This window comes from Streptomyces sp. BK208, assembly GCF_004364245.1.
Lineage (GTDB): Bacteria > Actinomycetota > Actinomycetes > Streptomycetales > Streptomycetaceae > Streptomyces.
The window spans coordinates 457473-480897 of record NZ_SOAV01000004.1 but is presented as its reverse complement, the minus strand read 5'-3'; the positions used below and the strand labels follow the sequence as shown (position 1 = coordinate 480897).

22 protein-coding genes are annotated in these 23425 nt (G+C 73.5%); 12 read left to right on the top strand and 10 right to left on the bottom strand.

Annotation, left to right across the window (positions count from 1 at the left end; translation table 11 throughout):
- Positions 1–6 precede the first annotated feature (6 nt).
- Positions 7–453: an Lrp/AsnC family transcriptional regulator gene (locus EV562_RS13215; protein WP_133886974.1), complete on the bottom strand. Its 447-nt coding sequence runs from the start codon at positions 451–453 to the stop codon at positions 7–9.
- 124 nt (positions 454–577) lie between these two features.
- Here EV562_RS13215 and EV562_RS13210 point away from each other — a divergent pair, with 124 nt between their 5' ends.
- Together EV562_RS13210 and EV562_RS13205 are read left to right on the top strand one after the other, a co-directional pair.
- Positions 578–1069, top strand: a complete 492-nt coding sequence (locus EV562_RS13210) for a rhodanese-like domain-containing protein (RefSeq protein ID WP_133886973.1) — start codon at positions 578–580, stop codon at positions 1067–1069.
- Positions 1070–1090: 21 nt separating this feature from the next.
- Positions 1091–1609 carry an immunity 21 family protein gene (locus EV562_RS13205; protein WP_133886972.1) on the top strand — a complete coding sequence of 173 codons (519 nt, stop codon included), beginning with the start codon at positions 1091–1093 and terminating at the stop codon, positions 1607–1609.
- A gap of 147 nt (positions 1610–1756) precedes the next feature.
- Here EV562_RS13205 and EV562_RS13200 read toward each other — a convergent pair whose 3' ends face one another.
- Both EV562_RS13200 and EV562_RS13195 read right to left on the bottom strand, forming a co-directional pair.
- Positions 1757–3445 carry a DUF885 domain-containing protein gene (locus tag EV562_RS13200; RefSeq protein WP_133886971.1) on the bottom strand — a complete coding sequence of 563 codons (1689 nt, stop codon included), beginning with the start codon at positions 3443–3445 and terminating at the stop codon, positions 1757–1759.
- A 78-nt stretch (positions 3446–3523) separates the two neighbouring features.
- Positions 3524–4039, bottom strand: coding sequence for an Lrp/AsnC family transcriptional regulator (locus tag EV562_RS13195; RefSeq protein ID WP_133886970.1), 516 nt, complete (start codon positions 4037–4039; stop codon positions 3524–3526).
- Positions 4040–4098: 59 nt separating this feature from the next.
- Between EV562_RS13195 and EV562_RS13190 the strand changes: the two genes are divergently transcribed.
- Entirely contained in the window at positions 4099–5322 is a 1224-nt protein-coding gene (locus tag EV562_RS13190; protein WP_133886969.1) for a PLP-dependent transferase, read from the top strand.
- A gap of 18 nt (positions 5323–5340) precedes the next feature.
- Here EV562_RS13190 and EV562_RS13185 read toward each other — a convergent pair whose 3' ends face one another.
- From EV562_RS13185 to EV562_RS13175, 3 genes are all read right to left on the bottom strand, one after another.
- On the bottom strand, positions 5341–6660 hold the full coding sequence (locus EV562_RS13185) for a GNAT family N-acetyltransferase (RefSeq protein WP_133886968.1): 1320 nt from the start codon (positions 6658–6660) through the stop codon (positions 5341–5343).
- Positions 6661–6821: 161 nt separating this feature from the next.
- Positions 6822–8408 (bottom strand): alkaline phosphatase D family protein, encoded by a 1587-nt coding sequence (locus EV562_RS13180; RefSeq protein WP_133886967.1) that lies wholly within the window; start codon positions 8406–8408, stop codon positions 6822–6824.
- A 257-nt stretch (positions 8409–8665) separates the two neighbouring features.
- A complete protein-coding gene (locus EV562_RS13175; protein ID WP_133886966.1) occupies positions 8666–10129 on the bottom strand; it encodes a PLP-dependent aminotransferase family protein in 1464 nt (487 codons plus the stop codon).
- A gap of 162 nt (positions 10130–10291) precedes the next feature.
- Between EV562_RS13175 and EV562_RS13170 the strand changes: the two genes are divergently transcribed.
- The 9 genes from EV562_RS13170 (at position 10292) to EV562_RS13125 (ending at position 19354) form a co-directional block, all read left to right on the top strand.
- Complete coding sequence (locus tag EV562_RS13170) at positions 10292–10798, top strand: hypothetical protein (RefSeq protein ID WP_133886965.1); 507 nt, start codon at positions 10292–10294, stop codon at positions 10796–10798.
- Positions 10782–11744 carry a DUF2156 domain-containing protein gene (locus EV562_RS13165; protein ID WP_133886964.1) on the top strand — a complete coding sequence of 321 codons (963 nt, stop codon included), beginning with the start codon at positions 10782–10784 and terminating at the stop codon, positions 11742–11744. The genes EV562_RS13170 and EV562_RS13165 overlap by 17 nt, the downstream gene beginning before the upstream one ends.
- Before the next feature lie 72 nt (positions 11745–11816).
- The gene (locus EV562_RS13160; RefSeq protein ID WP_133886963.1) at positions 11817–12950 is read left to right on the top strand and encodes an acyl-CoA dehydrogenase family protein; all 1134 of its coding nucleotides are present in this window, start codon (positions 11817–11819) and stop codon (positions 12948–12950) included.
- A gap of 55 nt (positions 12951–13005) precedes the next feature.
- On the top strand, positions 13006–14127 hold the full coding sequence (locus EV562_RS13155; RefSeq protein ID WP_133886962.1) for an SDR family oxidoreductase: 1122 nt from the start codon (positions 13006–13008) through the stop codon (positions 14125–14127).
- On the top strand, positions 14124–15539 hold the full coding sequence (locus EV562_RS13145; RefSeq protein ID WP_243860044.1) for an aminotransferase class III-fold pyridoxal phosphate-dependent enzyme: 1416 nt from the start codon (positions 14124–14126) through the stop codon (positions 15537–15539). The genes EV562_RS13155 and EV562_RS13145 overlap by 4 nt, the downstream gene beginning before the upstream one ends.
- Positions 15540–15633: 94 nt before the next feature.
- Positions 15634–16101 (top strand): aromatase/cyclase, encoded by a 468-nt coding sequence (locus tag EV562_RS13140; RefSeq protein WP_133886961.1) that lies wholly within the window; start codon positions 15634–15636, stop codon positions 16099–16101.
- Positions 16073–16672, top strand: a complete 600-nt coding sequence (locus EV562_RS13135; RefSeq protein ID WP_208298341.1) for a flavin reductase family protein — start codon at positions 16073–16075, stop codon at positions 16670–16672. Before EV562_RS13140 ends, EV562_RS13135 begins: the two co-directional genes overlap by 29 nt.
- A complete protein-coding gene (locus EV562_RS13130; protein WP_133886960.1) occupies positions 16669–17991 on the top strand; it encodes an FAD-binding oxidoreductase in 1323 nt (440 codons plus the stop codon). The genes EV562_RS13135 and EV562_RS13130 overlap by 4 nt, the downstream gene beginning before the upstream one ends.
- A gap of 121 nt (positions 17992–18112) precedes the next feature.
- The gene (locus EV562_RS13125; RefSeq protein WP_133886959.1) at positions 18113–19354 is read left to right on the top strand and encodes a wax ester/triacylglycerol synthase domain-containing protein; all 1242 of its coding nucleotides are present in this window, start codon (positions 18113–18115) and stop codon (positions 19352–19354) included.
- A 77-nt stretch (positions 19355–19431) separates the two neighbouring features.
- Here the strand turns inward: EV562_RS13125 and EV562_RS13120 are convergent, their stop codons facing one another.
- The 4 genes from EV562_RS13120 to EV562_RS13105 form a co-directional block, all read right to left on the bottom strand.
- Entirely contained in the window at positions 19432–20310 is an 879-nt protein-coding gene (locus tag EV562_RS13120) for an SAM-dependent methyltransferase (protein ID WP_133886958.1), read from the bottom strand.
- A 43-nt stretch (positions 20311–20353) separates the two neighbouring features.
- Positions 20354–21931: an AarF/UbiB family protein gene (locus EV562_RS13115; protein ID WP_133886957.1), complete on the bottom strand. Its 1578-nt coding sequence runs from the start codon at positions 21929–21931 to the stop codon at positions 20354–20356.
- A 92-nt stretch (positions 21932–22023) separates the two neighbouring features.
- A complete protein-coding gene (locus tag EV562_RS13110) occupies positions 22024–22749 on the bottom strand; it encodes a hypothetical protein (protein ID WP_133886956.1) in 726 nt (241 codons plus the stop codon).
- Positions 22750–22802: 53 nt separating this feature from the next.
- Positions 22803–23399, bottom strand: a complete 597-nt coding sequence (locus EV562_RS13105) for a sigma-70 family RNA polymerase sigma factor (RefSeq protein WP_133886955.1) — start codon at positions 23397–23399, stop codon at positions 22803–22805.
- Positions 23400–23425 lie beyond the last annotated feature (26 nt).

The following is a 23425-nucleotide window of genomic DNA, read 5'->3' as shown; positions in this document are numbered from 1 at the left end:
CCGGTCTCAGCGGCCCAGGGGGCGGCGGGGCAGCGGTGAGGAGTAGACGACACTCGTGGTGACCGAGCCGAGGGCGCTGATCCGGCCGGACACCTCCTCCAGGTGCCGCATCGAACGCGCCGCGACCTTGATGACGAAGCAGTCGTCGCCCGTGACGTGGTGCGCCTCCAGGATCTCCGGCGTGACGGCGACCAGGTCGTGGAACGGCTTGTAGTTGGCGACCGGGTAGCGCAGCCGCACGAACGCCAGGATCGGCAGCCCGAGCCGCTCGGGGTCGACGACCGCCGTGTACCCCCGGACGATCCCGGCCTCCTCCAGTCGCCGCACCCGTTCGGTCACCGCGCTCGCGGACATCGAGACGGCACGGGCCAGCTCGGCGAAGCTGGCCCGACCGTCCCGCTGAAGGGCGTCGAGGAGAAGCCAGTCGGTGGCGTCCGGGGAATACTCGGTCATCAGGGATGGATAGCAGGCAATCCCCGGCAGAACAAGCGGCAGGCCGGGGAAGGCGCCTTCAGCCACCGTCGCGCGAACCGTAGATTCATGACCGGAAGATCCTTCGAGGAGAGGCCGGAGCGCCATGACCGTCACCACCCCCGCCACCCGACAGGTCAACCCCGTCCTGCGCGTGGCCCCCGCACCGCCCGCCGAGAGCGCCGCCCACTTCCGGGCGAGCCTCGCCTTCCACACCGACGTCTCCGACGTCGCCGCCGCACTCGCGGCCGGCGGCGACCCGGGGTTCGTGCTCGTGGACTGCCGGTCGACCGAGTCCTGGGACCAGGGACACGTCCCGGGCGCCGTCCACCTGCCCACCGCACTCGTCGCCGAGCGGGCCGGAGAACTCCTCGATCCCTCCGTACCGGTGGTGACGTACTGCTGGGGCCCGGCCTGCAACGGCGCGACGCGCGCCGCCCTAGCCCTCGCCGAACTCGGCTACCCGGTCAAGGAGATGCTGGGCGGCTTCGAGTACTGGGTGCGCGAGGGCTTCGAGTTCGGTACGTGGCAGGGTACCGGGCGCCGCGCCGCCGACCCGCTGACCGTCCCGGTGGACGCGGCCGACTGCGGCTGCTGAGCTGCGTGTAGGTTCTGCCGCATGGTGCGATACGCGGAGCCGGGCGCGGTGGAGTGGGTCGAGTCGGGCGGGGGGCCGCTGATCGCGGTCCCGGAGACCGTCCTGCCGTTCTGGACCGGCGCCGACGGCGAGGAGACGGACTCCGACTACGACCGGGCCTGCGAGGTCGACGGCTTCGTCGGGCTCCTCCCGGTCGGCGACTGCACCGCCCTGGTGCTCGGCGACGAACCCGCCGCCACCGCCTACCTCCCCGACCACGGAGCCTTCGTCCGCTGGTGTGCGGCGGACTCCGAGGCCGAGGTGCTGGCCGGTGTCCCCGCCGCCCTCGACGCGGCCGAGTGGGAGCCCGAGGTGGCCTGGCGCGTGCCCGGACCCGTGCTCCTGTTCGACGCCGCCTGGCCCGGCACCGCCTCGGACCGCGCCGGCCGGGCGCGGGTCGCCCTTGCTCCCGGCCGGTACGCGGTACGCGCGGCGGAGGTGCGCCCCGGGCCCGAGACCTGGCTGAGCCTCGTACAGCTGCGGCGGCTCGCCGACCGGTAGCCGGCCCGGGGGCACCGGTGCCTGACGGGACACGACGACGAGGCCGTCGCCGCGCCCTTCCCGCCGGGCGGCGGGACCGCCGACGCCGCCCCACGCCCCCGGCGGCTTCCGGCTGCTTGCGGCGCCGAGCGCCGTGCCGAACGCGCCCTACAGGCGCGCCAGTTCGTCGACCAGGTCGTCCAGGCCCAGCGAACCCTGGGAGAGGGCCGCCATGTGCCACGCCTTCGGGTCGAACGCGTCACCGTGCCGCTCGCGGGCCTTCTCCCGGCCCAGCAGCCAGGCCCGCTCACCGAGCTTGTAGCCGATCGCCTGACCCGGGATCGTCAGATACCGGGTCAGCTCGCTCTCCACGAAGTCCGCAGGGCGGCTGCTGTGCGCGCCGAAGAACTCCTGCGCCAGCTTCGGCGTCCAGCGCTCACCCGGGTGGAACGGCGAGTCCGCCGGGATCTCCAGCTCCAGGTGCATGCCGATGTCCACGATGACCCGGGCGGCACGCATCATCTGCGCGTCCAGGTAGCCGAGGCGCTGCTCCGCGTCGGTGAGGTAGCCCAGCTCGTCCATCAGCCGCTCCGCGTACAGCGCCCAGCCCTCGGCGTTGGCGCTGACCATGCCCACGGACGCCTGGTAGCGCGAGAGGTTCTCCGCCACGTGCGTCCACTGGGCGAGCTGGAGGTGGTGGCCCGGGACGCCCTCGTGGTACCAGGTCGACACCAGGTCGTACACCGGGAACCGGGTCTGGCCCATCGTCGGCAGCCAGGTGCGGCCGGGTCGCGAGAAGTCCTCCGAAGGCGACGTGTAGTACGGCGCCGCCGCACTGCCGGGCGGGGCGATGCGCGACTCCACCCTCCGCACCCGCTCGGCGAGTTCGAAGTGCGTGCCGTCCAACTGCTCGATCGCCTGGTCCATCAGGCCCTGCAACCAGTCGCGGACCTCGTCCACGCCCTCGATGTGCTTGCCGTGCTCGTCCAGGTGCGCCAGCGCCACCCACGGCGTCTCGGCGCCCGGCAGGATCTTCTCCGCCTCGGCCTTCATCTCGGCCAGCAGACGGTGGTACTCGGCCCAGCCGTACGCGTACGCCTCGTCCAGGTCCAGATCCGTGCCGTTGTAGTAGCGCGACCAGCGGGCGTAGCGCTCGCGGCCCACCGTGTCCGGGGCGCCCTCGATCGCCGGGGCGTACACGTCGCGCATCCAGTCCCGCAGCTCCACCACGGCGGCGGTCGCACCCCGGGCGGCCTCGTCCAGCTCCGCGCGCAGCGCCTCGGGACCGTCGGCGGCGAAGTCCTCGAACCAGCCGCGCCCTTCGCCCGTGTCCGCCCACTCGCCGAGCTGCTCGACGAAGGTGGCGGTCGGCCGCGGCGCCGCGTACAGCCCGCGCTCCAGGCCCAGCGACAGGGACTCCCGGTAGCCGGCGAACGCCGCCGGCACCGCGCGCAGCCGCTCGGCGACCCGGGCCCAGTCCTCCTCGGTCTGGGTCGGGGTGAGGGTGAACACCTCGCGCACCGAATGGGCGGCGGTGCCCATGTTGCCGACCGAGCGCAGGCCCTCGTCGGCCTCGTGCACCGCGAGTTCGGCCGTGAGGCGCTCGCGCAGCAGCCGCGCGCAGCGCCGCTCCACGTCGCTGTCCCCGCCGGGCCGGCGCTCGGCCTCGTCCAGCCGGGCGAGGGTGGTGCGGGCCAGCTCGGCGAGGGCCTCCTGCCCGGCGGGCGAGAAGTCGGGGAGACGGCTGGAACTCTCCGCGACACCGAGATAGGTACCGGTGACCGGGTCGAGGGCGATGAGCTCGTCGACGTACGCGTCGGCGACCTCGCGGGGCAGCGGGCTGTTCGTCTCTGACATGCGGACATCCTCATACGGATACCGGTGCCGCGTCAGCCCGGTGGGCCGGGCCCGGTCGCGAGGACGGCCGGATTTCGCTCAGGGCGTGGCCGCGGACGTGGCCGCCGACGGCGCCGCGGGGCCTGCGGGCGGCAGCAGGGGGCCGCACTCCCACTGCTGGAAGATCAGCCGGGTCTCTACCCGGGCCACCTCCCGCCGGGACGTGAACTCGTCCAGGACCAGCCGCTGCAGGTCCGTCATGTCCGCGACCGCGACATGCACCAGGTAGTCGTCGGGGCCGGTGAGGTGGAAGACGGTGCGGGACTCGGGCAGCGCCCTGATCCGCTCCACGAAAGGACCGACCAGCTCCCGCCGGTGCGGGCGCACCTGCACGAGCAGCAGCGCCTGGAGACCGCGCCCCAGCTTCGCCGGGTCCAGCTCGAGCCGGTGGCCGAGGATCACCCCGGCCCGACGCAGTCGCGCCACCCGGTCCAGGCAGGTCGACGGGGCCACACCGACCTGGGCGGCGAGATCGCGGTAGGTGGTCCGGGCGTCGTTCTGCAGCAACCGCAGCAGATGAAGATCCACCGGATCCAGTACGACGGAATCGGCCATGATCCGAACGTAGCACGGACCACGCACCCGCTGACCCGGTCACTGTTCACTCTTCCGCCATGGACTCAGCGCGCAGGCACACGTCAGCACCCGACGACGTACGCACCACCGCCCCCGCGGGCAGGGCACTGGCCACCGAAGCCGTGCACGCCGGCCGCGACGACCTCGCCGGCCGGGGACTGCACGCCCCGCCCATCGACCTGTCCACGACCTACCCGTCGTACGACAGCCGCGGCGAGGCCGCTCGCATCGACGCGTTCGCCGCCACCGGCGCCGAACCGGACGGACCGCCGGTCTACGGCCGCCTGGGCAACCCGACCGTCGCCCGCTTCGAGGCGGCGCTGGCCCGGCTGGAGGGGACCGAGGCCGCCGTCGCCTTCGCCAGCGGCATGGCGGCACTGACCGCGGTCCTGCTGGTGCGCGGCTCGATGGGACTGCGGCACGTGGTCGCCGTCCGGCCCCTGTACGGGTGCAGCGACCACCTGCTGACCGCCGGGCTGCTCGGGTCCGAGGTCACCTGGACCGATCCGGCGGGCGTCGCGGACGCGCTGCGCCCGGACACCGGCCTGGTGCTCGTGGAGTCGCCGGCCAATCCGACGCTGGCCGAGGTCGACCTGCGGGCCGTCGCCCATGCCTGCGGTTCGGTCCCGCTGCTGGTGGACAACACCTTCGCCACGCCCGTGCTCCAGCGCCCCGCCGAACACGGCGCCCGTCTGGTGCTGCACAGTGCCACCAAGTACCTGGGCGGACACGGGGACGTGCTCGCCGGGGTGGTCGCCTGCGACGAGGAGTTCGCGGGGCGGCTGCGGCAGGTGCGCTTCGCCACCGGCGGAGTGCTCCACCCACTGGCCGGCTACCTGCTCCTGCGGGGACTGTCCACCCTGCCCGTGCGGGTCAGGGCCGCCTCCGCCAACGCCGCCGACCTGGCCGGACGGCTCGCCGCCGACCCGCGGGTGTCCCGCGTCCACTATCCGCGGATCGGCGGCGCGATGGTCTCCTTCGAGGTGTACGGCGACCCGCACGAGGTCGTCGGCGGCGTCCGGCTGATCACCCCGGCGGTGAGCCTCGGCAGCGTCGACACGCTCATCCAGCACCCGGCGTCCATCAGCCACCGCATCGTCGACGCGGACGACCGGCGGAGCGCCGGAGTGTCCGACCGGCTGCTGCGGCTGTCGGTCGGCCTGGAGGACGTCGACGACCTGTGGGCCGACCTGGACCGGGCGCTGGGGGAGCGTGCCGCCGGGGCGATACCGCTGCGGGAGGCGCTGGCGCGGACCGAGTGACCGCGCCGGCGCCGCCGGTCAGTCCCGGCCGATCCGCTCCTCGTGGGGCACGCCCGCTCCGGGACGGGCGGACGGGGCCAGGCGGGCCGTGACGACCAGGGTCCCCTCCTCGATCTGGTAGTCGAGGGGGAGGCCCAGGCCGCGCATCGCGGCGACCATGCCGGTGTTGGACGCCTGCGTGACCGCGTAGACGCTCTCGCAGCCCGTCTCCGCCGCCATCGCCACGAGACGGCCGAGGAGTTCACCGCCGATGCCGCGGCGCTGCCACGCGTCCTCGACGAGCAGTGCGACCTCCGTCTCGTCCCCGTCCCACAACAGGTGGCCGAGCCCCACGATCCGTCCCGACGCGGTCTGCACGGCGAGGGTACGGCCGAATCGGGGGCTGAGCAGGTGGTTGAGGTAGCGGTCGGCGTCCCGCACCGGGCCGTGGTAGCGCAGCCCGAGGGTCTGCGCCGAGCACCGCTCGTGCATCGCCCTGGCGGCCGGAACGTCCCGCGTGTCGGCGCGGCGCACCGTGATGTCGCTCCCCTCGGGAAGCGTCAGGACGTCCCGGGCACGCGGGATGCGCGGACCGAGCCGGGCGTCCAGCTCGACCAGGGCCCGGGCCCGTGCGAACTCGGCCGGGGTGAACGGCAGGTGGGGGCGCTCCACGCTGATCACCCCGCCCTCCGGGGCCCGCAGCCGCAGCACGGTGTCCTCCAGCGTGCCCTCCGGCGGCACGGCGTCGCCGGCACCCGCACCGGCGCCCGCCGCCGGGGGGAGGGACCGGATCGTGCACCGGCCCAGCAACTGACGCAGGGCCAGCGGGAGTTCCGCCGTGTCCAGGGCCGTGCGGGCGGCCAGGCCCAGGACCCGGGTGGGCGCGTCCACCAGGTCGTGGGCATCGGCCCGCTCGGTCCAGGTCCGGGCACCGCCCGCCGCCGTCACCACCTCGGCCAGCTCCGTCCCGCTCAGCTCGCCCGGGGCACGGAGCAGGAACTCGTCCACCGTGCCCTCGGCCAGCGGATGCGTCTGCAGGCTCAGGATGTCGATCCGCCGGCCGGCCAGGGCGGCGCACAGCACGGCGAGTGATCCCGGCGCGTCCCGCACCGTCGTCCGCATCCGCCACAGTGCGCTCCCGGCGCCCTCGTGCCCGGTCGGCGCGGGCCCGGCCGCCCGCTCCGCACTCGGTGGCCGGGCGCCGGTATCGTCCGCCGGTGGCGCCTGCCCGTGGCGTCGTGACCAGCGGGTGCGGAAGCCCGCCGTGGCGATCAGGGCGGCCACCGAGGCCAGCAGCATGGCGGGCACCGCGGTGCCCTGCTGGAAGAGGTGGGCCACGGCGTCCGTCACATCGGACATGTCTCGACTCATGCACCCACTGTGACGGAGGGGTGTTGCGTGGTCGCGAACGCTCTGTGACCGACGGGTAAAGAGGGGTCCGGCACCCCGGGCCGGGCTCCCGTTCCGGCCGCGCACCGGGGGATGACGCCGATGCGCGGCACACCCGACAGGCTACGGGACTACTGGCCGACGCGGCCCGGTCGCAGCACCTTCGTGAACAGCACCGTGCCGTCCTGCTCGCGCAGGCGCACCGTCATGTCGGCGCTGTCGCCGTCGATGTGGACCTCGCCGAAGAACTGGTAACCACCCGCGGGCGAGACGTTCGAGGCGGTCGGCGCCTTCACGAAGACCCGTTCGGGACCGAAGGTGCCGTCCAGCCCGCTCGCCGGGAACGCGCCCGCGTTGAGCGGCCCCGACACGAACTCCCAGAACGGCTCGAAGTCGTCGAACGCGGCCCGCGACGGCTGGTAGTGCTGGGCCGAGGTGTGGTGCACGTCGGCCGTCAGCCACACCGTGCCGGTGATCCGCCGGTGCTTGACGAAACGCAGCAGCTCCGCGATCTGCAGCTCGCGGCCCAGCGGAGCGCCGGGATCGCCCTGCGCGATCGCCTCGATGTTGGGCGCGCCCTCGGTGGCGTCCGGCACGACGAGTCCGATCGGCATGTCCGCCGCGATCACCTTCCACACGGCGCGCGACCGGGCCAGCTCCCGCTTCAGCCACTCCAACTGCTCCCGGCCCAGGATGCCCTGCGGGTCCACGGTCTGCTCGCCGGGGGAGTTGGCGTTGCGGTAGGTCCGCATGTCCAGCACGAACACGTCGAGCAGCGGGCCCTGGCGCAGCACCCGGTGCACACGCCCCTCGCGCGCGCCGGGGAGCAGGGTGGAGACCGGGAAGTACTCGCTGAACGCGCGCCGGGCGCGGGCGGCCAGGACGTCGACGCTCTTCTCCGTGTACCGGTCGTCCGTGTCCGCGATCACCTGGCCCGGGTACCAGTTGTTGCGGACCTCGTGGTCGTCCCACTGGACGATCGACGGAACCCGCGCGTTGAAGCGCCGCAGGTTCTCGTCGAGCAGGTTGTAGCGGAAGTTGCCGCGGAACTCGGCGAGGGTCTCGGCGACCTTGGACTTCTCCTCGGTCGTGATGTTCCGCCAGGTGCCGCCGTCCGGCAGGGGGGCCGTTGCGGCGATGGGGCCGTCGGCGTAGATGTTGTCGCCGCTGCACAGGAAGAAGTCCGGGTCCAGGGCGCCCATGGCCTCGTAGATGCGGTAGCCGCCGAGGTCCGGGTTGATGCCCCAGCCCTGCCCCGCGAGGTCGCCGGACCACACGAAACGCACGCCCTCGCGGCGTCGGACCGGCACGGTGCGGAAGGTGCCCGTGACCGGCTCGCCCGTGCGGCGCGGGTCGTCCGGGTCGGCGAGCAGCACGCGGTAGTGGATCTGCTCGCCCGGCGGCAGGCCGCGCAGCCGGGTGGTGCCGGTGAAGTCGGTGCCGCGCCCGAGCAGCGGACCGTGCCACCGGTGCGGGTGGCGGAACGACTCGGTGGCCGACGTCTCGACGATCATCCGGGCCGGCCGGTCGGACCGCACCCAGACCAGACCGGAGTGGGAGGTCACGTCTCCCGTCTGCACGCCCCAGCCCGCCCCCGGCCGCCCGGAACGGGCGAACGCCGGAGCCGCCCCGAGGGTGGTGGGCAGGGTCAGGGCCGCCGACGTGGCGAGCGACGCGCGCAGCACGCTGCGGCGGGCGGGCAACGGACGTGGTGACATGGATGCGCCTCCAGGGACGGGATCCGGCCGGTGTACGGGCCCGGGTTCGAGCCAGTGTGCAGAGCCAGACCTACTGGCACCGCGCGGCGCCCACGGAAATTGCGGGTGAACAACCCGGACGCCCCGGACGCCCCGGACGCCCCGGACGCCCCGGACGCCCCGGACGCCCGGGACACCCGGACGCACCTGGGGTCCTGGGAGCCCCAGGGTCCTGGGGGTCCCGAGCAATCCGTGGCGCACCCGCGGCGGGTGCCGCGTCACACGGCCCGTGCCATCCTCGCCACCCCTTCCCGGATCCGTCCCGGCGTCAGATGCGCGTACCCCAGCACCAGCCGCACCTCCCTCGCCGTCACCGGACCCTCGCCCGCCGGTCCGCCGGCCGCACCGCCGTGCGCGTACGCCGTCAGCGGGCGCACCGCGACGTCCGCCTCCGTCACGCGCGCGAGGAACCCCTCCTCGGGCCCGAACCGCTCCGGAAGCGTGGCGATGGCGTGCAGGCCGGCGGCGACGCCGGTGACCCGTGAGCCGGGGAAGTGCTCGGCCAGCGCGGCCACCAGGGCGTCCCGGCGCTCCCGGTAGGCGCGCTGGCAGACACGGAGCCGGCGGTCGTAGTCGCCACGCTCGACGAAGCGGGCGAAGACCGCCTGGTCGAGGGTCGGGTGGCCGAGGTCGGTGGTGCGCTTGCGCTCGACCACGGCGTCCGCCAGCCAGTCGGGCACCAGCAGCCAGCCCAGCCGCAGCCCCGGGGCGAGGGACTTGCTGACCGAGCCCGTATAGGCGACGCGTTCCGGATCGAGCCCCTGGAGCGCGCCCACCGGCGCACGGTCGTAGCGGAAGTCGCCGTCGTAGTCGTCCTCCAGGACGAGGCCGTCCACGGACCGTGCCCAGTCGAGCAGTTCGGCGCGCCGCCGCGCCGAGTAGGCGATCCCGGTGGGGAACTGGTGGGCCGGTGTCGTCACCACGAGCCGGACGTCCGACGCGTACAGCGGGCCCGTGGCGAGGCCCTCGTCGTCCAGGGGGAGGGGCACGGCGTCGAGGCCGGCCGCGGCGTACAGGGCGTGGTGCTGAGGGCTGCCGGGGTCCTCGACACCGGCGGTGCGCGTCCCGCGCGCGTGGAGCACGCTCGCCAGCAGCGAGGTGGCCTGTGCCACGCCGGAGACCACCATGATCCGTTCCGGGTCCGCCACCACACCCCGGCGCCGCGCGAGCAGCTCGGCCAGGGCGGTCCGCAGCCCGGGCAGCCCGCGCGGGTCGGGATAGCCGAGGCTCTCGTGCGGCAGGTCCGCCAGTACGCCCCGCTGCGCGGCGGCCCAGGCCGAGCGCGGGAAGAGCGACAGATCCGGTGTCCCCGGCACGAAGTCGACGCGATCGGCGGGGGAGCGCGGGGCGAGATCACGCGGGCGTGGACGGGCGGCCCGTACGGCGTCCCCCACCCACGTCCCCGCGCCCTGCCCGCTGCGCAGATAGCCCTCGGCCGTCAGCTGCTCGTATGCCTCCGTCACCAGCCCCCGTGACACCTTGAGGTCGGCCGCCAGGTCCCGGCTGGACGGGAGGCGGGTGCCCGGTGTGAGCCGGCCCGAGCGGACCGCGTCGCGCAGGGACTCCTGCAAGGCGCGGCCACGCGCGCGTGCCGGTGCCGAGGCGGCGGGCAGCAGCAACTCCCAGGCCGCGCTGCCGGCGGCGGAGCCCGGAGGACCGTCCGGACCGGTCGACGGCGTCATGAAAGAAGTCCCCCCGGACATCACGTCTGCACCACGTCTTCTCAATCGGCTCCACTTTACGAGGGGTTGGACCCGCTGGTGCGTAAACCGGAGTGACAGACCACAGCGAGGGGGCGGGCCGAGGCCGCGCCCCGGAATCGTAAGCGCAATCCAGGAGCGCCCGTGGACGCCAAGAACCGTTTCGAGACGAAGACCACCTTCGCTCTCTCCCGACTCGAATGGCTGGGCTTTCTCACCGTATCGCTCGTGCTCGCATTCCAGCACCTCGCGGAAATCCGCTGGGCCGTCTTCGTGCTGCTGTTCGCGGTGATCGACGTCGTCGGATACCTGCCCGGCGCGATCGCCTTCCGGCGCAGCCCGGAAGGACACGTTCCGCGCGCCTGCTACGTGGCCTACAACACGATGCACAGCCTGGTCACGGCGGGCGCCCTGGCCGGGGCGTGGGCGCTGTTGGTCCGGCCGGAGTGGGCGCTGCTGGCCCTCCCGATCCACCTCATGGGCGACCGGGCCCTCTTCGGGAACTCCCTCAAACCCTTCGGGGTCGCCTTCGAGCCGGAAACCACGCCGGAGTTCCGCAGGTTCGAGCTGCGGTACCACTCGGCGGCGGTCTCCGGCGAAAACGGCGCCGCGCGGACTTCCGTGGAGGACGCCGATGCCGTCCGTGCTTGACACACTCGCCGCACACAGCGACAACCCCAGTTCCTTTCTCGCCCTCAACAGCGGGAACGCGTACTTCCACGACGCCGGGTTCGACGGCGCCTGTGCCTATCGCACCTCGGGCCGCTACGTACTGCAGTTCGGCGGTCCGTTCACCGCGCCGGAACACCGGGCACGTCTGCTGGACGCGTTCGCCGCCCACGCCGGCCGCCGGCTGGTCGCCGTGCAACTGCAGCGGGCGGACGCCGAGCTGTACGCGGCGAGCGGCTTCACGGTCAACCAGCTGGGGGCGTCGTACGCGGTCGACCTGAGCCGTTTCACGCTGCGCGGTTCACGGTTCGTCCGGCTGCGGAACAAGATCTCGCGCGCCCGGCGGGCGGGCCTGGAGGTCGCCGAGGTCATGGCCGGCGACGACTGCGCCGAACTGGACCGGATCGACCGGTGCTGGCTGCGGGAGAAGGGCCGGCACGTCAAGGAGCTGCGCTTCCTCGTCGGCCAGCGCGACGGGAGCCTGCAGAGCCACCGCCGCCTGTTCGTCGGCCGGATCGACGGCGAGACGGCCGGCTACATCAACTACTCGCCGGTCTACGGCAGCCGCCCCGGCTGGCTGCACGACCTCAGCCGGCGCCGCCCCGACGCTCCGCCCGGCGTGATGGAGGCGCTCAACGCCACCGTCATGGAACGGCTCACCGCCGACGGAGCGGGCTGGCTGCACTTCGGCTTCACCCCGTTCACCGGGCTGGATCCGGAGCTCGAACTGCCCGGGGCCAGCCCCCTGTTCGCCCGGCTCGCCCGTTTCCTGGCCGAGCACGGCGACGTGATCTACCCGGCCGCCTCCCAGCTCGAGTACAAGCAGAAGTGGGCCCCGCACGTGGTCCTGCCGGAGTACATCGCCTTCCGCGGCAAGCCCCGCCCCGGCGCGGTCTGGCAGTTGCTGCGCGCCACCAACGCCCTCTGAGTCACCGCGTCCACGGCCGCGCGAGTGCCGCGCCGATTCCGTATGCATCCCCTTCTGGAGGACCGCACGCCCATGAGATTCCTCGAGCGTGAACGCGCCACCCTTGCGAAGCTGCTGCCCGAACTGGACCCCGCCCTGCGCGAGGCCCCGCTGATGGAACTGGAGCGGCCGGGCAGCCCGGGCATCCGGCACTTCCGGGACAGCGGCGGTCCAGGACTGCTCGTCCCCGAGTCCCACCAGGGCCGGGGCGCCACCGCGCTCGACGCCCTGCGCGTGCAGCGGGCCATCGGCAGCCGCTCGCCGTCCCTGGCCGTGGCCACCACCATGCACCACTTCTCCATGGCCACCCTGGTCGGGCTCGGCGGCCTCGGCGACGGCCTGGAGTGGATGCTGATCGAGGGCGTGGCCTCGTCCAACCGCGTGATCGCCTCCGGCTTCGCCGAGGGCCGCAGCGGCGCCGGCGTTCTCGACCCGTCGATGACCGCCACGGTGACCGCGGACGGCGTCCGGATCAACGGCGTCAAACGGCCGTGCAGTCTGGCCCGCTCCATGGACCTGCTCACCGCCAGCGTGATGATCCCGCGCGAGGACGGGCAGGGCGACGAACTCGCCGTTGCCATCGTGCCCGCGGAGAGTGAGGGCTTGAGCGTCAGCGGCTTCTGGTCCAGCGCCTTCCTGGCCGGGGCCGAGAGCGAACAGGTCACGCTCACCGACGTCCTCGTACCGCCGGAACTCCTGCTGCGCACCTCGACGACCTCCGGTGAACAGCTCGACGAACTCCAGACGACCGGTCTGATCTGGTTCCAGACGCTGATGACGGGCAGCTACCTCGGTGCCGCGAGCGCGCTGGTGGAGCGGGTGTTGCTGAACGACCGCATCCCCGAGCACGAGCGCGTACGCCTGTTCGTCGAGACCGAGGCCGCCGCGGCCACCGCCGAGGGCGTCGCCCGGCGTATCGACGCCGGTGACCTCGACGAGTCGGCGCTCGCACAGGCGTTGTCCGTGCGCTACGGCGTCCAGGACGCCATCGTCCGGATCGTCCCGCGCGCGGTCGAACTGCTCGGCGGGCTCAACTTCATGACGTCCGACGAGGTGGGCCACCTGGCCGCCTGCGCCAACGGCCTCTCGCTGCATCCGCCGTCGCGCTCCCGGATGACCGGCCCGTTCTCCGCGTACCTGGCCGACCGGCCGCTCACCATCGCCTGACCCCCGCCCCACCGACCATCGGTGGGCCGAGACCCGTTGGGAGAACACACCCCCCATGCCGTCAGACAACCAGCGTCCCGCCCTCCTGCCCGTCGGCCGTACGGGACGGCGCGACCGCCCCTCCCTGCTGCTCACCGGCGGTTCCGGAGTACTCGGACGTGCCCTGATCGACGAGCTGTCACCCGACTTCGACCTGCTGTGCCTGCGCCGCGACACACCGTTGCGCGATCCACGGGTGCGCGAACTCCAGGGCGACCTGGTCGCTCCCCGGCTCGGCCTGACCCCCCGGGCCTGGCACGAACTGGCCCTGGAGGTGGACGTGGTGCTGCACTCCGCCGCCGAGACCAACTGGCGTACTCCGCCGGGGGACATCACGCGCACCAACCTGCGCGGTGCCGACAACATGCTCGACCTGGCGGCCCGGGCCGACGCCCCGCTGTACCTGGTGAGTACCGCGTTCGTGGCCAACACCCCCACCGAGGAGGACCGCCGGCGATTCCCGGGTGCCGCCGCCTACCTCGACTCCAAGGCCACGGCGGAACAGATGACCCGCGAGGCGGGCGTGCCCGGCGCCGTCGTCCGGCCCTCGGTCGTCATGGGTGACTCCGTCAGCGGGCGGATCGCCCGTCAGCAGGGGCTGACCAGGACGATCGGCTCGATGGTCCTGGGGCAGGTCCCGGTGCTGCCCGGAGCCCCGGACTCCCGGATCGACATGGTGCCCCAGGACTACGTCTCGCGGGCCATCGGCGACCTGGTCCGGGGCGGTGTGGCCGACGGCGAGTACTGGCTGACGGCCGGCAAGGAGGCCATCGGCCTGCGGGAGTTCGCCGACGTCTGCGCGGACGTCGCCGTACGCCACGGCCTGCCCCGACCCCAGCGGCCGCGGTTCGTCCCCGTCGACGCCGTGCACCGGCTGCTGCTGCCCATGCTGGAGGGCACCTCGCTGCCCGCGTCCCTCCGGCGGCGGCTGGAGCACCACGCGGAACTGCTGCTGGTGTTCCAGCGGGACCTGCCGTTCGACACCTCCCTCGGCGAACCCGACTGCGGCACCCGCCCGACCCGGACCGACATCAGGGCCGCGCTCGTACGCAACGCGGAGAGCTGGGCGGGGGACAGGGCCGGCCCGCTCACCCCGAACCGGGCCGCCGCGGCCGATCCGATCGGGGTGGCGTCATGACCGTGTCGCCCCCGTCCACCGGGGCTGCCGGACCGCTCTCCGGTCCTTGTGCCCCGTCCGCCGGGACCGCCGGGCCGCGCCCCGAGACCGCCACGCCCTCCGCCGGGTCCTCCGCCCCGTCCTCCGCCTCGTCCTCAGGGTCCTCCGCCCCGCGCTCCGGGACGGCCGCCCCGACCGACCGGCCCGACGTCGTGGACCTCTACCTCAAGCACATCGGCTCCGGCCGCGCCGTGATGGGCCGTGTCATGGGCGGCATGGCCGAGATCCGCTCCGAGGGCCCCTGGATCCACGCCGACGACGGCCGCCGCTTCCTGGACTTCGGCGGCTACGGCGTCTTCCTCATGGGCCACCGCCACCCGGCCGTCGTCGAAGCGGTGCACCGGCAGATCGACACCCACCCGCTGGCCAGCCGCGTCTTCCTCGAACCCGTCGCCGCCCTGGCCGCCCAGGCCCTGGCCGCCCACACCCCGCCCGGCCTCGACTACGTCCACTTCGTGAACTCCGGCGCCGAGGCCACCGAGGCGGCCCTGAAACTGGCCCGCGCCCACGGACTCTCCTCGGTGATCACCACCCGCAGCGGCTTCCACGGAAAGACCCTCGGCGCGCTCAGCGTCACCGCCAACGCCACGTACCAGACGCCCTTCCAGCCCCTGCTCCCGGACGTCACTCAGGTGGCCTACGACGACCCGGCCGACCTCGAACAGGCGCTGGCCGCCCGCCGCGACCGGGCCTGCGTCATCGTCGAGCCCGTCCAGGGGGAGGGCGGCGTACGCATCCCGCGCCACGGCTACCTCAGTCAGGTGCAGGCGCTGTGCCGGGAGTACGGCGCCCTGCTGGTCGTCGACGAGATCCAGACCGGCATGGGACGACTGGGCACCTGGTGGGGCGTCGACGCCGAGGGCGTGCGTCCGGACGTGCTGCTCGTCGGCAAGGGACTCAGCGGCGGTGTCGTACCGGTCGCCGCGATGGTCGCCACCGCCGAGGCCTACGCCCCGTTCAGCCGCGACCCCTACCTGCACACCTCCACCTTCGGCGCCTCGCCGATCGCCTGCGCCGCCGCCCTCGCCACCCTGCGGGCGATGGACGAGGAGGACACCGTGGCCCGGGCCGCCGCGCTCGGCCTGCGCATCCTCACCGCCGTACGGGAGGTGTGCGCGCCGTACGAGGGCGGACTGGTGCGCGAAGTGCGCGGCCGGGGGCTGATGATCGGCATCGAGTTCGCCGAAGAACAGGCGGTCGGCGAACTCCTGCTGGAACTGATCTCCCGCGGTGTGCTCGTCAACAACTCCCTCAACTCCACCCGGGTGCTGCGGCTGACCCCGCCGGCCGTGGTCGAGGACTCTGCGCTCGACCTGTTCCTCACCACCCTCGGCGCGGCCCTGCGCAGCACGGCCGACCGCATGACCGGATGACACCGGCTCCCGGCGCCCGCTCCTGACGCCGGCGCCTGCCACCAGCTCCGGACACCGGCGTCCGGAAACCCTCCGGGAAGGAACCGAACGACCCATGCGCCACGTGGTACTGCACGCCCTCGCCGACGGACTGGCACCCGCCGACGTCTACGGCCGCATCAGCGACTTCCGCCGCTTTCCCGACTACAGCGACACCTTCCGCGAGGTGCACGTCGAGCCTCCGCTGCCCGACGGCTCCACGGTCTCCAACTGGACCGTCGAGTTCCGGGGCGGCCTGATGCGGTGGCGGGAACGCGACACCTACTCGCCCGAGACGTACTCCATCGCCTTCGAACAGCTCAGCGGCGACTTCCATGCCTTCGAGGGGAGCTGGCGCTGCGAGGCGAGGGACGGCGGCACGCTCGTCGTCTTCACCGCGGCCTTCGACCTCGGCATCCCCTCCATGGCCGAGGTGCTCGACCCGGTGGCCGAGTCGACCCTGCGTACCAACATCGCCCGCGTGCTGCGGGGCCTGGCGGACGCGGAGGTGATCGATGAGCGCGCGGCTGCGGATCGTGACTGACCGGGCGGCCGTCGCGGGCGTCCCGTCTCCGGCCGCCGAGCCGCCGCACGTGGAACCGCTGCACGAGGAACCGGGGCCGGGCGCCGCGCGCTGCCTCGGCCTCTACGCCAAGCTGGCCGCCGGGGTGGCCGTCGTGACCGCCCGCGGCGCGGACGGCCCGCTCGGTATGACGGTGTCCGCCGTCACCTCGCTCTCCGCCCGCCCCCCGCTGCTGCTGGCCTGTCTGCGCGACGGCTCCCGCACCCTCGCCGCCGTCCGCGGCCGGCGGGCCTTCGCCGTGCACCTGCTGCGCGAGGAACAGCAGGACCTCGCGGGCCGGTTCGCGTCCCCCGCCACGACCGCGGCGGAGCGGTTCGCCGGCACCGAGACCCGGCAGGTGCTGGGCGTCCCCGTGCTGGCCGGCGCGCTCGCCTGGTCGGTGTGCCTGACCGAGGACGTACGCCGCTACGGCGACCACCACCTCGTCGTCGGCCGGGTCGCCGCCGTGCACGTGGGCGGCGGACGCCCGCTGCTGTGGCACGACCGCCGGTTCGGCGTGCTGACCGAGCCGGTGCCGGACGCGCCGGGATGACCGGGCCGCCGGCCGGAACGCCTTACTGGGACCCCGCGGAACTGCCGACGCAGCCCCAGTTGCACGGCGTGGTCACCGCGGACGTGGCCGTCGTCGGGGCCGGGCTGGCCGGGCTGTCCTGCGCCTACCACCTGGCGGAGCGCGCCCCGGGGCTCGACATCGCGGTGGTGGACGCCGAGTACCCGGCCGCCGGCGCCAGCGGCCGGGGCACCGGTCTGCTGGGCCCCCGGGCTGGCCCCGCGGTCGACCGCGCGGTGCGCCGCTTCGGCCCGCAGACGGCGCGCAGGATGCACCGGGCCAGTGAACGGGCGGTGCGGGACGTCCTCGCCCTGTGCGCCCGGCTCGACGTGCCCTGCGGGCTGCGGCCCGGCGAGCAGCTGGTGGCCACGCGGTCGTCCGCGGGCCTGGTGGCACTGGCCCGCCAGGCCCGCGCCTGCCGCGAACTCGGTCTGGACGTCCCCGTCCTCACTCCGGCCGACATTCGCGACCGGGTCGGCGTGCCCTACCGGGCGGCACTCCTGCACCGCCCCGCCGCGACCCTCGACCCGGCCGCCCTGACCTGCGCCCTCGCCCGTGCCTGCGCCGACAAAGGCGTGCGGTTCTACGGCCGCAGCCCGCTGCTGGCCCTCCGCCCGGGCGATCTGGTCGGCCCCGAGCTGGTCCTCCCGCACGGCAGGCTCTACGCCGGTCAGGCGGTGCTGGCCGTCAACTCGGCCGCGCAGGCACTGGACCTGCCGGTCGGCACCGTCCTGCCGCTCGAGGTGTACGCCGTCGCCACCGAACCGCTGAGCACCCCGGCCTACGAGGCACTGGGCGGGCGCGCCGGACACTCCGTCGTCGACGCCGTCCCGATGGCGCCGTACTTCCGGCTGCTCCCGGACCAGGGCCTGGTGGCGGGCGGCGGTACCGCCACGGTCCCGGCGGGCATCGGCGCTCCACGTCTCCAGGCCGTCAGGGAGCGGGCCTGGGCCCGGCTGGAGAGGTGGCTGCGGTCCCTGCACCCGGACCTCGCCCGGGTGCGGGTCACCCACCGCTGGTCCGGCCGCGTCGGTATGACGGGCGACGGCCTGCCGGTGGTGGGGCCGGTGCCGGGCTTCGACGGCGTCTGGTACATCGGCGGCTGCTGCGGGCACGGACTCGCCCTGTCCGTGGCGCACGGCGCGCACGTGGCCGCGGCCCTGCTGGGCGAGCCGGAACCCGGCGAATCGCTCCCGTGGCACCGCTCCCGGGCCCCGCGCCTGCCCGCACGCGGACCCGCTCGGCCCCTGCTGCGGGCGTACGTGGACGCGATGGGGCGGATCGCGCGGCACACGTGCTGACGGCGGGCGCGGCCCGCATCCGTACGCCGGCTCCGCAGACCGCGGCCCCCGGCCCCCGGCCCCGCAGACCTTCAGCCCTTCAGACCTTCAGACCTTCAGAACCCGACCAGGAGGTTCCACCATGCGACCCGCCTTCGGTACGGACGGCCGCCTGCCGTCGTCCCTGTCCATGGGAACCGCAGATGTCGCCTTCCACCTGGCGACGGGCGGCAGCCCCGTTCCCCTCGCGCTCACGTTCGGGTTCGAAGGCCGTGCCCCCACCCTGGACTCCGTACGCGCGCGGGTCGCCGAACGCGTCCACCGCGTCCCGGCGTCGCGCTACCGCATCGCACGGGACCGCAGGAAATTCCGGCGAGTGGACCGGATCGCGGTGGACCGGCACGTGCACGAGGCGTGGCTGCCCGAGGACACCGACGGGTCGGCGACCAGCCGCCTGATGCTGTCCCGGCCGATGAGCTCGGACGACCGGCCGCCCTGGGACGTGTGGCTGGTCCACGGCCCGGCGGACCGCCACACCCTGGTCTACCGAACCGACCACACCTTCCAGGACGGCATGGGCGCCGCCCACACCGCCCGCGCTCTCCTCGGAGACCACCCCGAGGGCGGACCGGCTCCACAGCGTTCCGCGCGGCCCACCGCACACGGCCTCGCGGACGCACTGGGCGAGGTGGTGGCCGCCTTCCGCGCGCCCACCCCGAAACCCGCGTTCGACGGAGAATCCACGGGCCGCGTCGACGTCTGCCACGCCGACACCCCGCTGGCCCGGCTGCGCGCCGTCGCCCGCGCCCACGGCGGCACGGTCACGGACGTCTACCTCGCGGCTCTGTCCCACGCCGTCCGCACCTGGCACCTGAAGGACACCGGCTCGGCCCACCCGCCGCTGCCCGTGTCGATCCCGATGTCGGTCCGGGGCCCCGGAGAGGAGTACGCCCCGGGCAACCGCATGGTCACCGCCCGGCTCCTGCTGCCCTGCGACGAGGAGTCACCCCAGCGGGCGCTGGCCCGGGTCGTCGCCCGTACGGGCCGGCTGCGGGCGAGCCGGCGGCGCGACGCCATGCGCCTGCTGCTGGCCGCGTCCCCGCGGACGCTCGGTGCCACCGTCGGCACCCGCCTGGTCCACGGGGCGTTCGTGGCCGGCCCGGTGAGCAGCGTGAACTTCGGTACGGCCCTGGTCCATCAGGGGGCCACGGCCCGTCGCGTGGCCGCCTTCGCCGGCGTCGCGTCAGGCATCCGGTGTGTGACGACGCTGACGAGCCAGCACGACACCGCGTGCCTGACCGTCGTTCACGACGAGGCTCTGACGACCGCGGACGAACTCCCCGACCTGTGGCTCGCGGCGCTGCTGGAGCTGGAACGGCCGTAGCCACGGCAGCCCGCGGTAGCCACGGCAGCACACGACGGCCCCGGACGCGTCGTCCGGGGCCGGCGCATCGTGCCGCGTCAGGCAGTGCCGCGCAGCGTTCCGGTGGTGAGGAAGACGCTCTCCGCCGCGGCCGTGCCGATCAGCGGCAGGTACGGGGAGAGGCGCTCGACCACGTACGGCAGCGTGAACAGGTCGGCGACCTCCGCGTCCCAGCCGTGCTCCGCCCACCAGCGCTCCGGCTCGGCGAGCCGCCAGTTCCAGGCCAGTCCGATCGTCGACAGGGCGTCCATGAAGGGCGCGACGAGCGGGGAGGACATGGTCGCGGAGTTCACGCACTCGGCGCCGAACATGCTGCCGGGCGCGGAGAGTTCGGTCATCGCGGCGACGACGGCCTCGACCTCCGGGGGCCGGAGGAAGTACAACGGTGCCTCGCAGTGCCACGCGGTGGGCCTGCCGGAATCGAATCCCGCCGCCCCGAGTTCCTCCCTCCAGGACGCCGTGCCGTCGGCTCCGACGGCGGAACGGCGCCCGCAGGAGAGCCGGCTGCCGTCCAGTACGCGTTCCTTGAAGGCCAGCACGGCCGGGTCCTCCACCTCGAAGAGGTGCACCCCGGTCGGCCACTCGAGCCGGAAGGCACGGGTGTCCAGGCCGGCGCCGAGCAGCACCACCTGACGGCAGCCCGAACGGGCCGCGGTGAGGAGGTAGTCGTCGAAGAAGCGGGTGCGCACCACCTGCCAGTCGGGCAGCAGACGCTGCATCGGTCCGTCGCCGGGCGGGCCGCCGTCGAATCCGGCCGCGTGGAGGAGGTCGGCGGCCCACGGGTCCCGGACGTGGGGCGCGGGCCGGAGGCACTCCGCCGCGTGCGCGGCGGCCGTCCAGAGCGCCGCCCGGGGAATACCGCCCGGGGCTGCGGCGGCCGGTGCGAACGGTGACTGCGAACGTGCGGATTGCGGCATGGGATCTCCTTGAGGTGGGTCGGGGTGGCTGTGCGGGCGCGGATCATCCGGAGCGGCGACGGCCCAGCAGGAAGGCCGCGGCACCCAGCGCGAGCAGGCTCGCGGAGGGGCGGTCGGGCCGCTGGCCGCCCATCGCGGCGGGGGTGCGCGGCTCGTGGACGTTCAGTGCGAACTGACGGTTGGCCACGTCGGAGAGGACACCCCGGACCTGTTCGGGACTGGTGACGGCGGCCAGCAGCAGCTCCATGGAGTTCCGGGCGAACTGGTTGCGGCCGAGGAACTCGCGGCCCAGTGCGAAAAGGATCTTCGGCACCTCCCCCTGGAACACCTCGGGCAGGGTGATCTCGGGAGCCAGGCACCGCACCGAACCGTCCAGGTTCGCGAAGGACTTTCCCAGCAGTGAGACGGCCGGCGGCGAACCGATCCCGCGCTTGGTCGCCTTGGCCAGCACGGTGGTGAGCGCCACGCCGAAGTTCATGTCCTCCAGCGAGAGATGGGAGACCTTGGGCACGAACGCGGCCATGTCGGCGGCGAACGCGGGCATGTTGGCCCAGGGCGTCATCCGGCCCATCTCCGCCCAGTGCTGCGCCAGCCCGGCCCCGTCGTTCTGCGCCAAGGCCATGAACAGCGGCAGAAGTTGAAGACTGGTCCGGCGGTCCAGGCGGCCGACCATGCCCCAGTCGATCAGCGTCGCGGGTCCGCCGGGAGCGGCGAAGACGTTGCCGGCGTGCGGGTCGGCGTGGAAGAAGCGATGGACGAAGTACCCGTGGTACATGAACCGCAGCAGGTCCTTGCCGATCTCCACGCGCTCGTCGTCCGTGAAGTGGGCGCGGTCGACGTGCCGCACCGACTTCCCGTCGGCCAGCGACTGGACGAGGACCCGGGGGCTGGCGTGCAGTACCCGGGGCACCTCCAGCGAACGGAACGACCGGACCTGCCCGCGGGCCTCGTCCATGTTGCGGGCCTCGCCGGTGAAGTCCAGCTCGGGCTCCATGGCGTCGAAGACCGAGCCGAGCATCGCCTCGATGTCGATGACCTCGTTGAACCGGGGAGCGACGCGGGCCACGATCTTCGACGCCCGGCGCATCAGGGCCATGTCCGCGAGTACGCCCTCGCGGATGCCGGGTCGCTGGATCTTCACCACGGCCGCGCGCCCGCCGGGCAGCGTCACGCGGTAGACCTGTGCGAGGGACGCCGCCCCGAGCGGGGCGACGGTCTCGACGTCGTCGAAGCGCAGCTTCCAGTCCGCCCCGAGATCCCGGGCCAGTACCGGCTCGAACTCCGAGAACGGCTGGACGTCGACCTGGTCGTGCAGGTTCTGCAGCTCGTCCCGGAGGGACTGGGGGACCATGTCGGGTCGGGTGGACAGGATCTGGCCGAGCTTCACATAGAAGGGCCCGAGGCTCTCCAGGGCATGCCGCACCGCCTTGGCGCGGCGCTGCTCCGCCCCGGCGTGAACGCCGGCGGCGGACCCGGCGGAGGCGTTGCCGTCCTCCGCCGGGAACCGCGTGTCCCGCCTCGTACGCCTCCGCAGCCGGGTCGCCTGTCCCACCTCGTCGGCCACGAGGCTGCCCAGGACCCTGACCACGAGACGCAGCCGATCGCCGACGACAGACGTCATCGTGTGTGATCCTCCTCAGATCGGGACCGGGATACGGAACGGCGGTCGGCGTGCACCACGGAGACGGCCGGACGGGACGGTGGCACGGCCGGTCAGCCGGAGGTCGGGGACTGTCCGCCCTGGGGCGGCTTTCCGCTCTGCCCCTGCTGACCGGTCAGGCCCTGCAGGGCCGCCAGCCCCTGCTGCCCGGCCTGGGCCGGCAGGTTGGTCAGGTTCTGCAGCCCTTGGACCGCTTCGAGGAGCTTGGGCAGCACCTGGAGCAGCTGGGTGAGCTGGGCCGGGAGCGCCATCAGGTCGCCCGCCCCGCTCGCCGCATGTCCGAGGCCCCCGGCGAGCTGACCGAGCCCGCCGAGCGCACCGGCCGCGCCGCCGACCGCGGCGAGCGGGTTGGCCGCCCCGCCCAGCGCGGCCAGGGGGTTGCCCGCCCCGCCCAGCGCGGCCGCGAGCGGATTGCCGCCGCCCGCGGCACCGGTGAGCGCGGCCAGGGGGTTCTGCGCCGCGCCCGCGAGGTTCCCCAGCGGGCCCGCGGCCCCCGAGGCGAGGCCGGCGAGCGGGTTGCCGGCCGCGCCGAACCCGCCGAGAGCGGCCAGCGGATTGGCGACACCCGCGAGCGCGGTCGCCGGGTTGAGGGCCCCGGCCAGTGCGGCCAGTGCGGTCGGGGGCAGACCGGCCAGCGTGTCGACGGCGTTGCCGGAGCCGCGCGACGATCCTGAGTCGTCGTCCCGGTTCAGGAGGTCGTCGAAAGCCTCCTTCCAGCTGTCGGTCACATCACCGACCAAATCCTTGGCGATGTCCTGGATGTTCTTGCTTTTGCCCATGAGTGTGGTCCCTTTCCGTTTCTCTGCGAGGGGGGAGGCGTGGTTTCCGGGTGTTATCGGGCGCAGCCCTCCAAGGCTTTCGCGCAGACGTTCTTCAAGCGTGCGCGGCCCCTGGTGAAGGCGGCTTCGGCCGCCTTGACGGAGATGTTGTGTATGCGGGCGAATTCCGCCGTGGAAATACCCTGCGCACGGGCGAGTATGACCTCTTGCTCCCGCCCCCGCAGGTTCTGTACCTGGCCGAGCAGCCATCTGCCGAAGTCTTCGTCGCAGACGTCCTCCTCGGTCGTACCTGGGGTGTCCGCGAGTGCCCCCCTTTGGAGGAGTCTGCTGCGACGGTCCATGTCACGGTAGAAGTCGATGCAGAGGCGAAGCGCCACGGACGTCAGAAAGGCACCGAGTCGATTCCTGTCCAACGTGGCGTGGGCGGCTGCCCGGGCCATGGTTTCCTGAACGCAGTCCTCGGCGTCCTGAAAACTCGGTAGTCTTCGTCGAACCAGCCGCATGAGGCGGTCCTGATGCTGGAAGATTTCTTCCCAGGAGCATTCAGCGGGCGATTGGCAGGTGGAATGTCGCACCATCGTGGATTGCAGCCCGTTGTCTCTCGGATCGAGCAGGGGGAACCGCGGCCGATTTTCCATTTGTTCGGCCATGTGGATTTCCTACCCGAGGCCCTGGA

Coding starts and splice junctions, on each gene's coding strand:
- EV562_RS13215 (WP_133886974.1), bottom strand. CDS start 453: ATGACCGAGTATTCCCCGGACGCCACCGACTGGCTTCTCCTCGACGCC.
- EV562_RS13210 (WP_133886973.1), top strand. CDS start 578: ATGACCGTCACCACCCCCGCCACCCGACAGGTCAACCCCGTCCTGCGC.
- EV562_RS13205 (WP_133886972.1), top strand. CDS start 1,091: ATGGTGCGATACGCGGAGCCGGGCGCGGTGGAGTGGGTCGAGTCGGGC.
- EV562_RS13200 (WP_133886971.1), bottom strand. CDS start 3,445: ATGTCAGAGACGAACAGCCCGCTGCCCCGCGAGGTCGCCGACGCGTAC.
- EV562_RS13195 (WP_133886970.1), bottom strand. CDS start 4,039: ATGGCCGATTCCGTCGTACTGGATCCGGTGGATCTTCATCTGCTGCGG.
- EV562_RS13190 (WP_133886969.1), top strand. CDS start 4,099: ATGGACTCAGCGCGCAGGCACACGTCAGCACCCGACGACGTACGCACC.
- EV562_RS13185 (WP_133886968.1), bottom strand. CDS start 6,660: ATGTCCGATGTGACGGACGCCGTGGCCCACCTCTTCCAGCAGGGCACC.
- EV562_RS13180 (WP_133886967.1), bottom strand. CDS start 8,408: ATGTCACCACGTCCGTTGCCCGCCCGCCGCAGCGTGCTGCGCGCGTCG.
- EV562_RS13175 (WP_133886966.1), bottom strand. CDS start 10,129: ATGACGCCGTCGACCGGTCCGGACGGTCCTCCGGGCTCCGCCGCCGGC.
- EV562_RS13165 (WP_133886964.1), top strand. CDS start 10,782: ATGCCGTCCGTGCTTGACACACTCGCCGCACACAGCGACAACCCCAGT.
- EV562_RS13160 (WP_133886963.1), top strand. CDS start 11,817: ATGAGATTCCTCGAGCGTGAACGCGCCACCCTTGCGAAGCTGCTGCCC.
- EV562_RS13155 (WP_133886962.1), top strand. CDS start 13,006: ATGCCGTCAGACAACCAGCGTCCCGCCCTCCTGCCCGTCGGCCGTACG.
- EV562_RS13145 (WP_243860044.1), top strand. CDS start 14,124: ATGACCGTGTCGCCCCCGTCCACCGGGGCTGCCGGACCGCTCTCCGGT.
- EV562_RS13140 (WP_133886961.1), top strand. CDS start 15,634: ATGCGCCACGTGGTACTGCACGCCCTCGCCGACGGACTGGCACCCGCC.
- EV562_RS13135 (WP_208298341.1), top strand. CDS start 16,073: ATGAGCGCGCGGCTGCGGATCGTGACTGACCGGGCGGCCGTCGCGGGC.
- EV562_RS13130 (WP_133886960.1), top strand. CDS start 16,669: ATGACCGGGCCGCCGGCCGGAACGCCTTACTGGGACCCCGCGGAACTG.
- EV562_RS13125 (WP_133886959.1), top strand. CDS start 18,113: ATGCGACCCGCCTTCGGTACGGACGGCCGCCTGCCGTCGTCCCTGTCC.
- EV562_RS13120 (WP_133886958.1), bottom strand. CDS start 20,310: ATGCCGCAATCCGCACGTTCGCAGTCACCGTTCGCACCGGCCGCCGCA.
- EV562_RS13115 (WP_133886957.1), bottom strand. CDS start 21,931: ATGACGTCTGTCGTCGGCGATCGGCTGCGTCTCGTGGTCAGGGTCCTG.
- EV562_RS13110 (WP_133886956.1), bottom strand. CDS start 22,749: ATGGGCAAAAGCAAGAACATCCAGGACATCGCCAAGGATTTGGTCGGT.
- EV562_RS13105 (WP_133886955.1), bottom strand. CDS start 23,399: ATGGCCGAACAAATGGAAAATCGGCCGCGGTTCCCCCTGCTCGATCCG.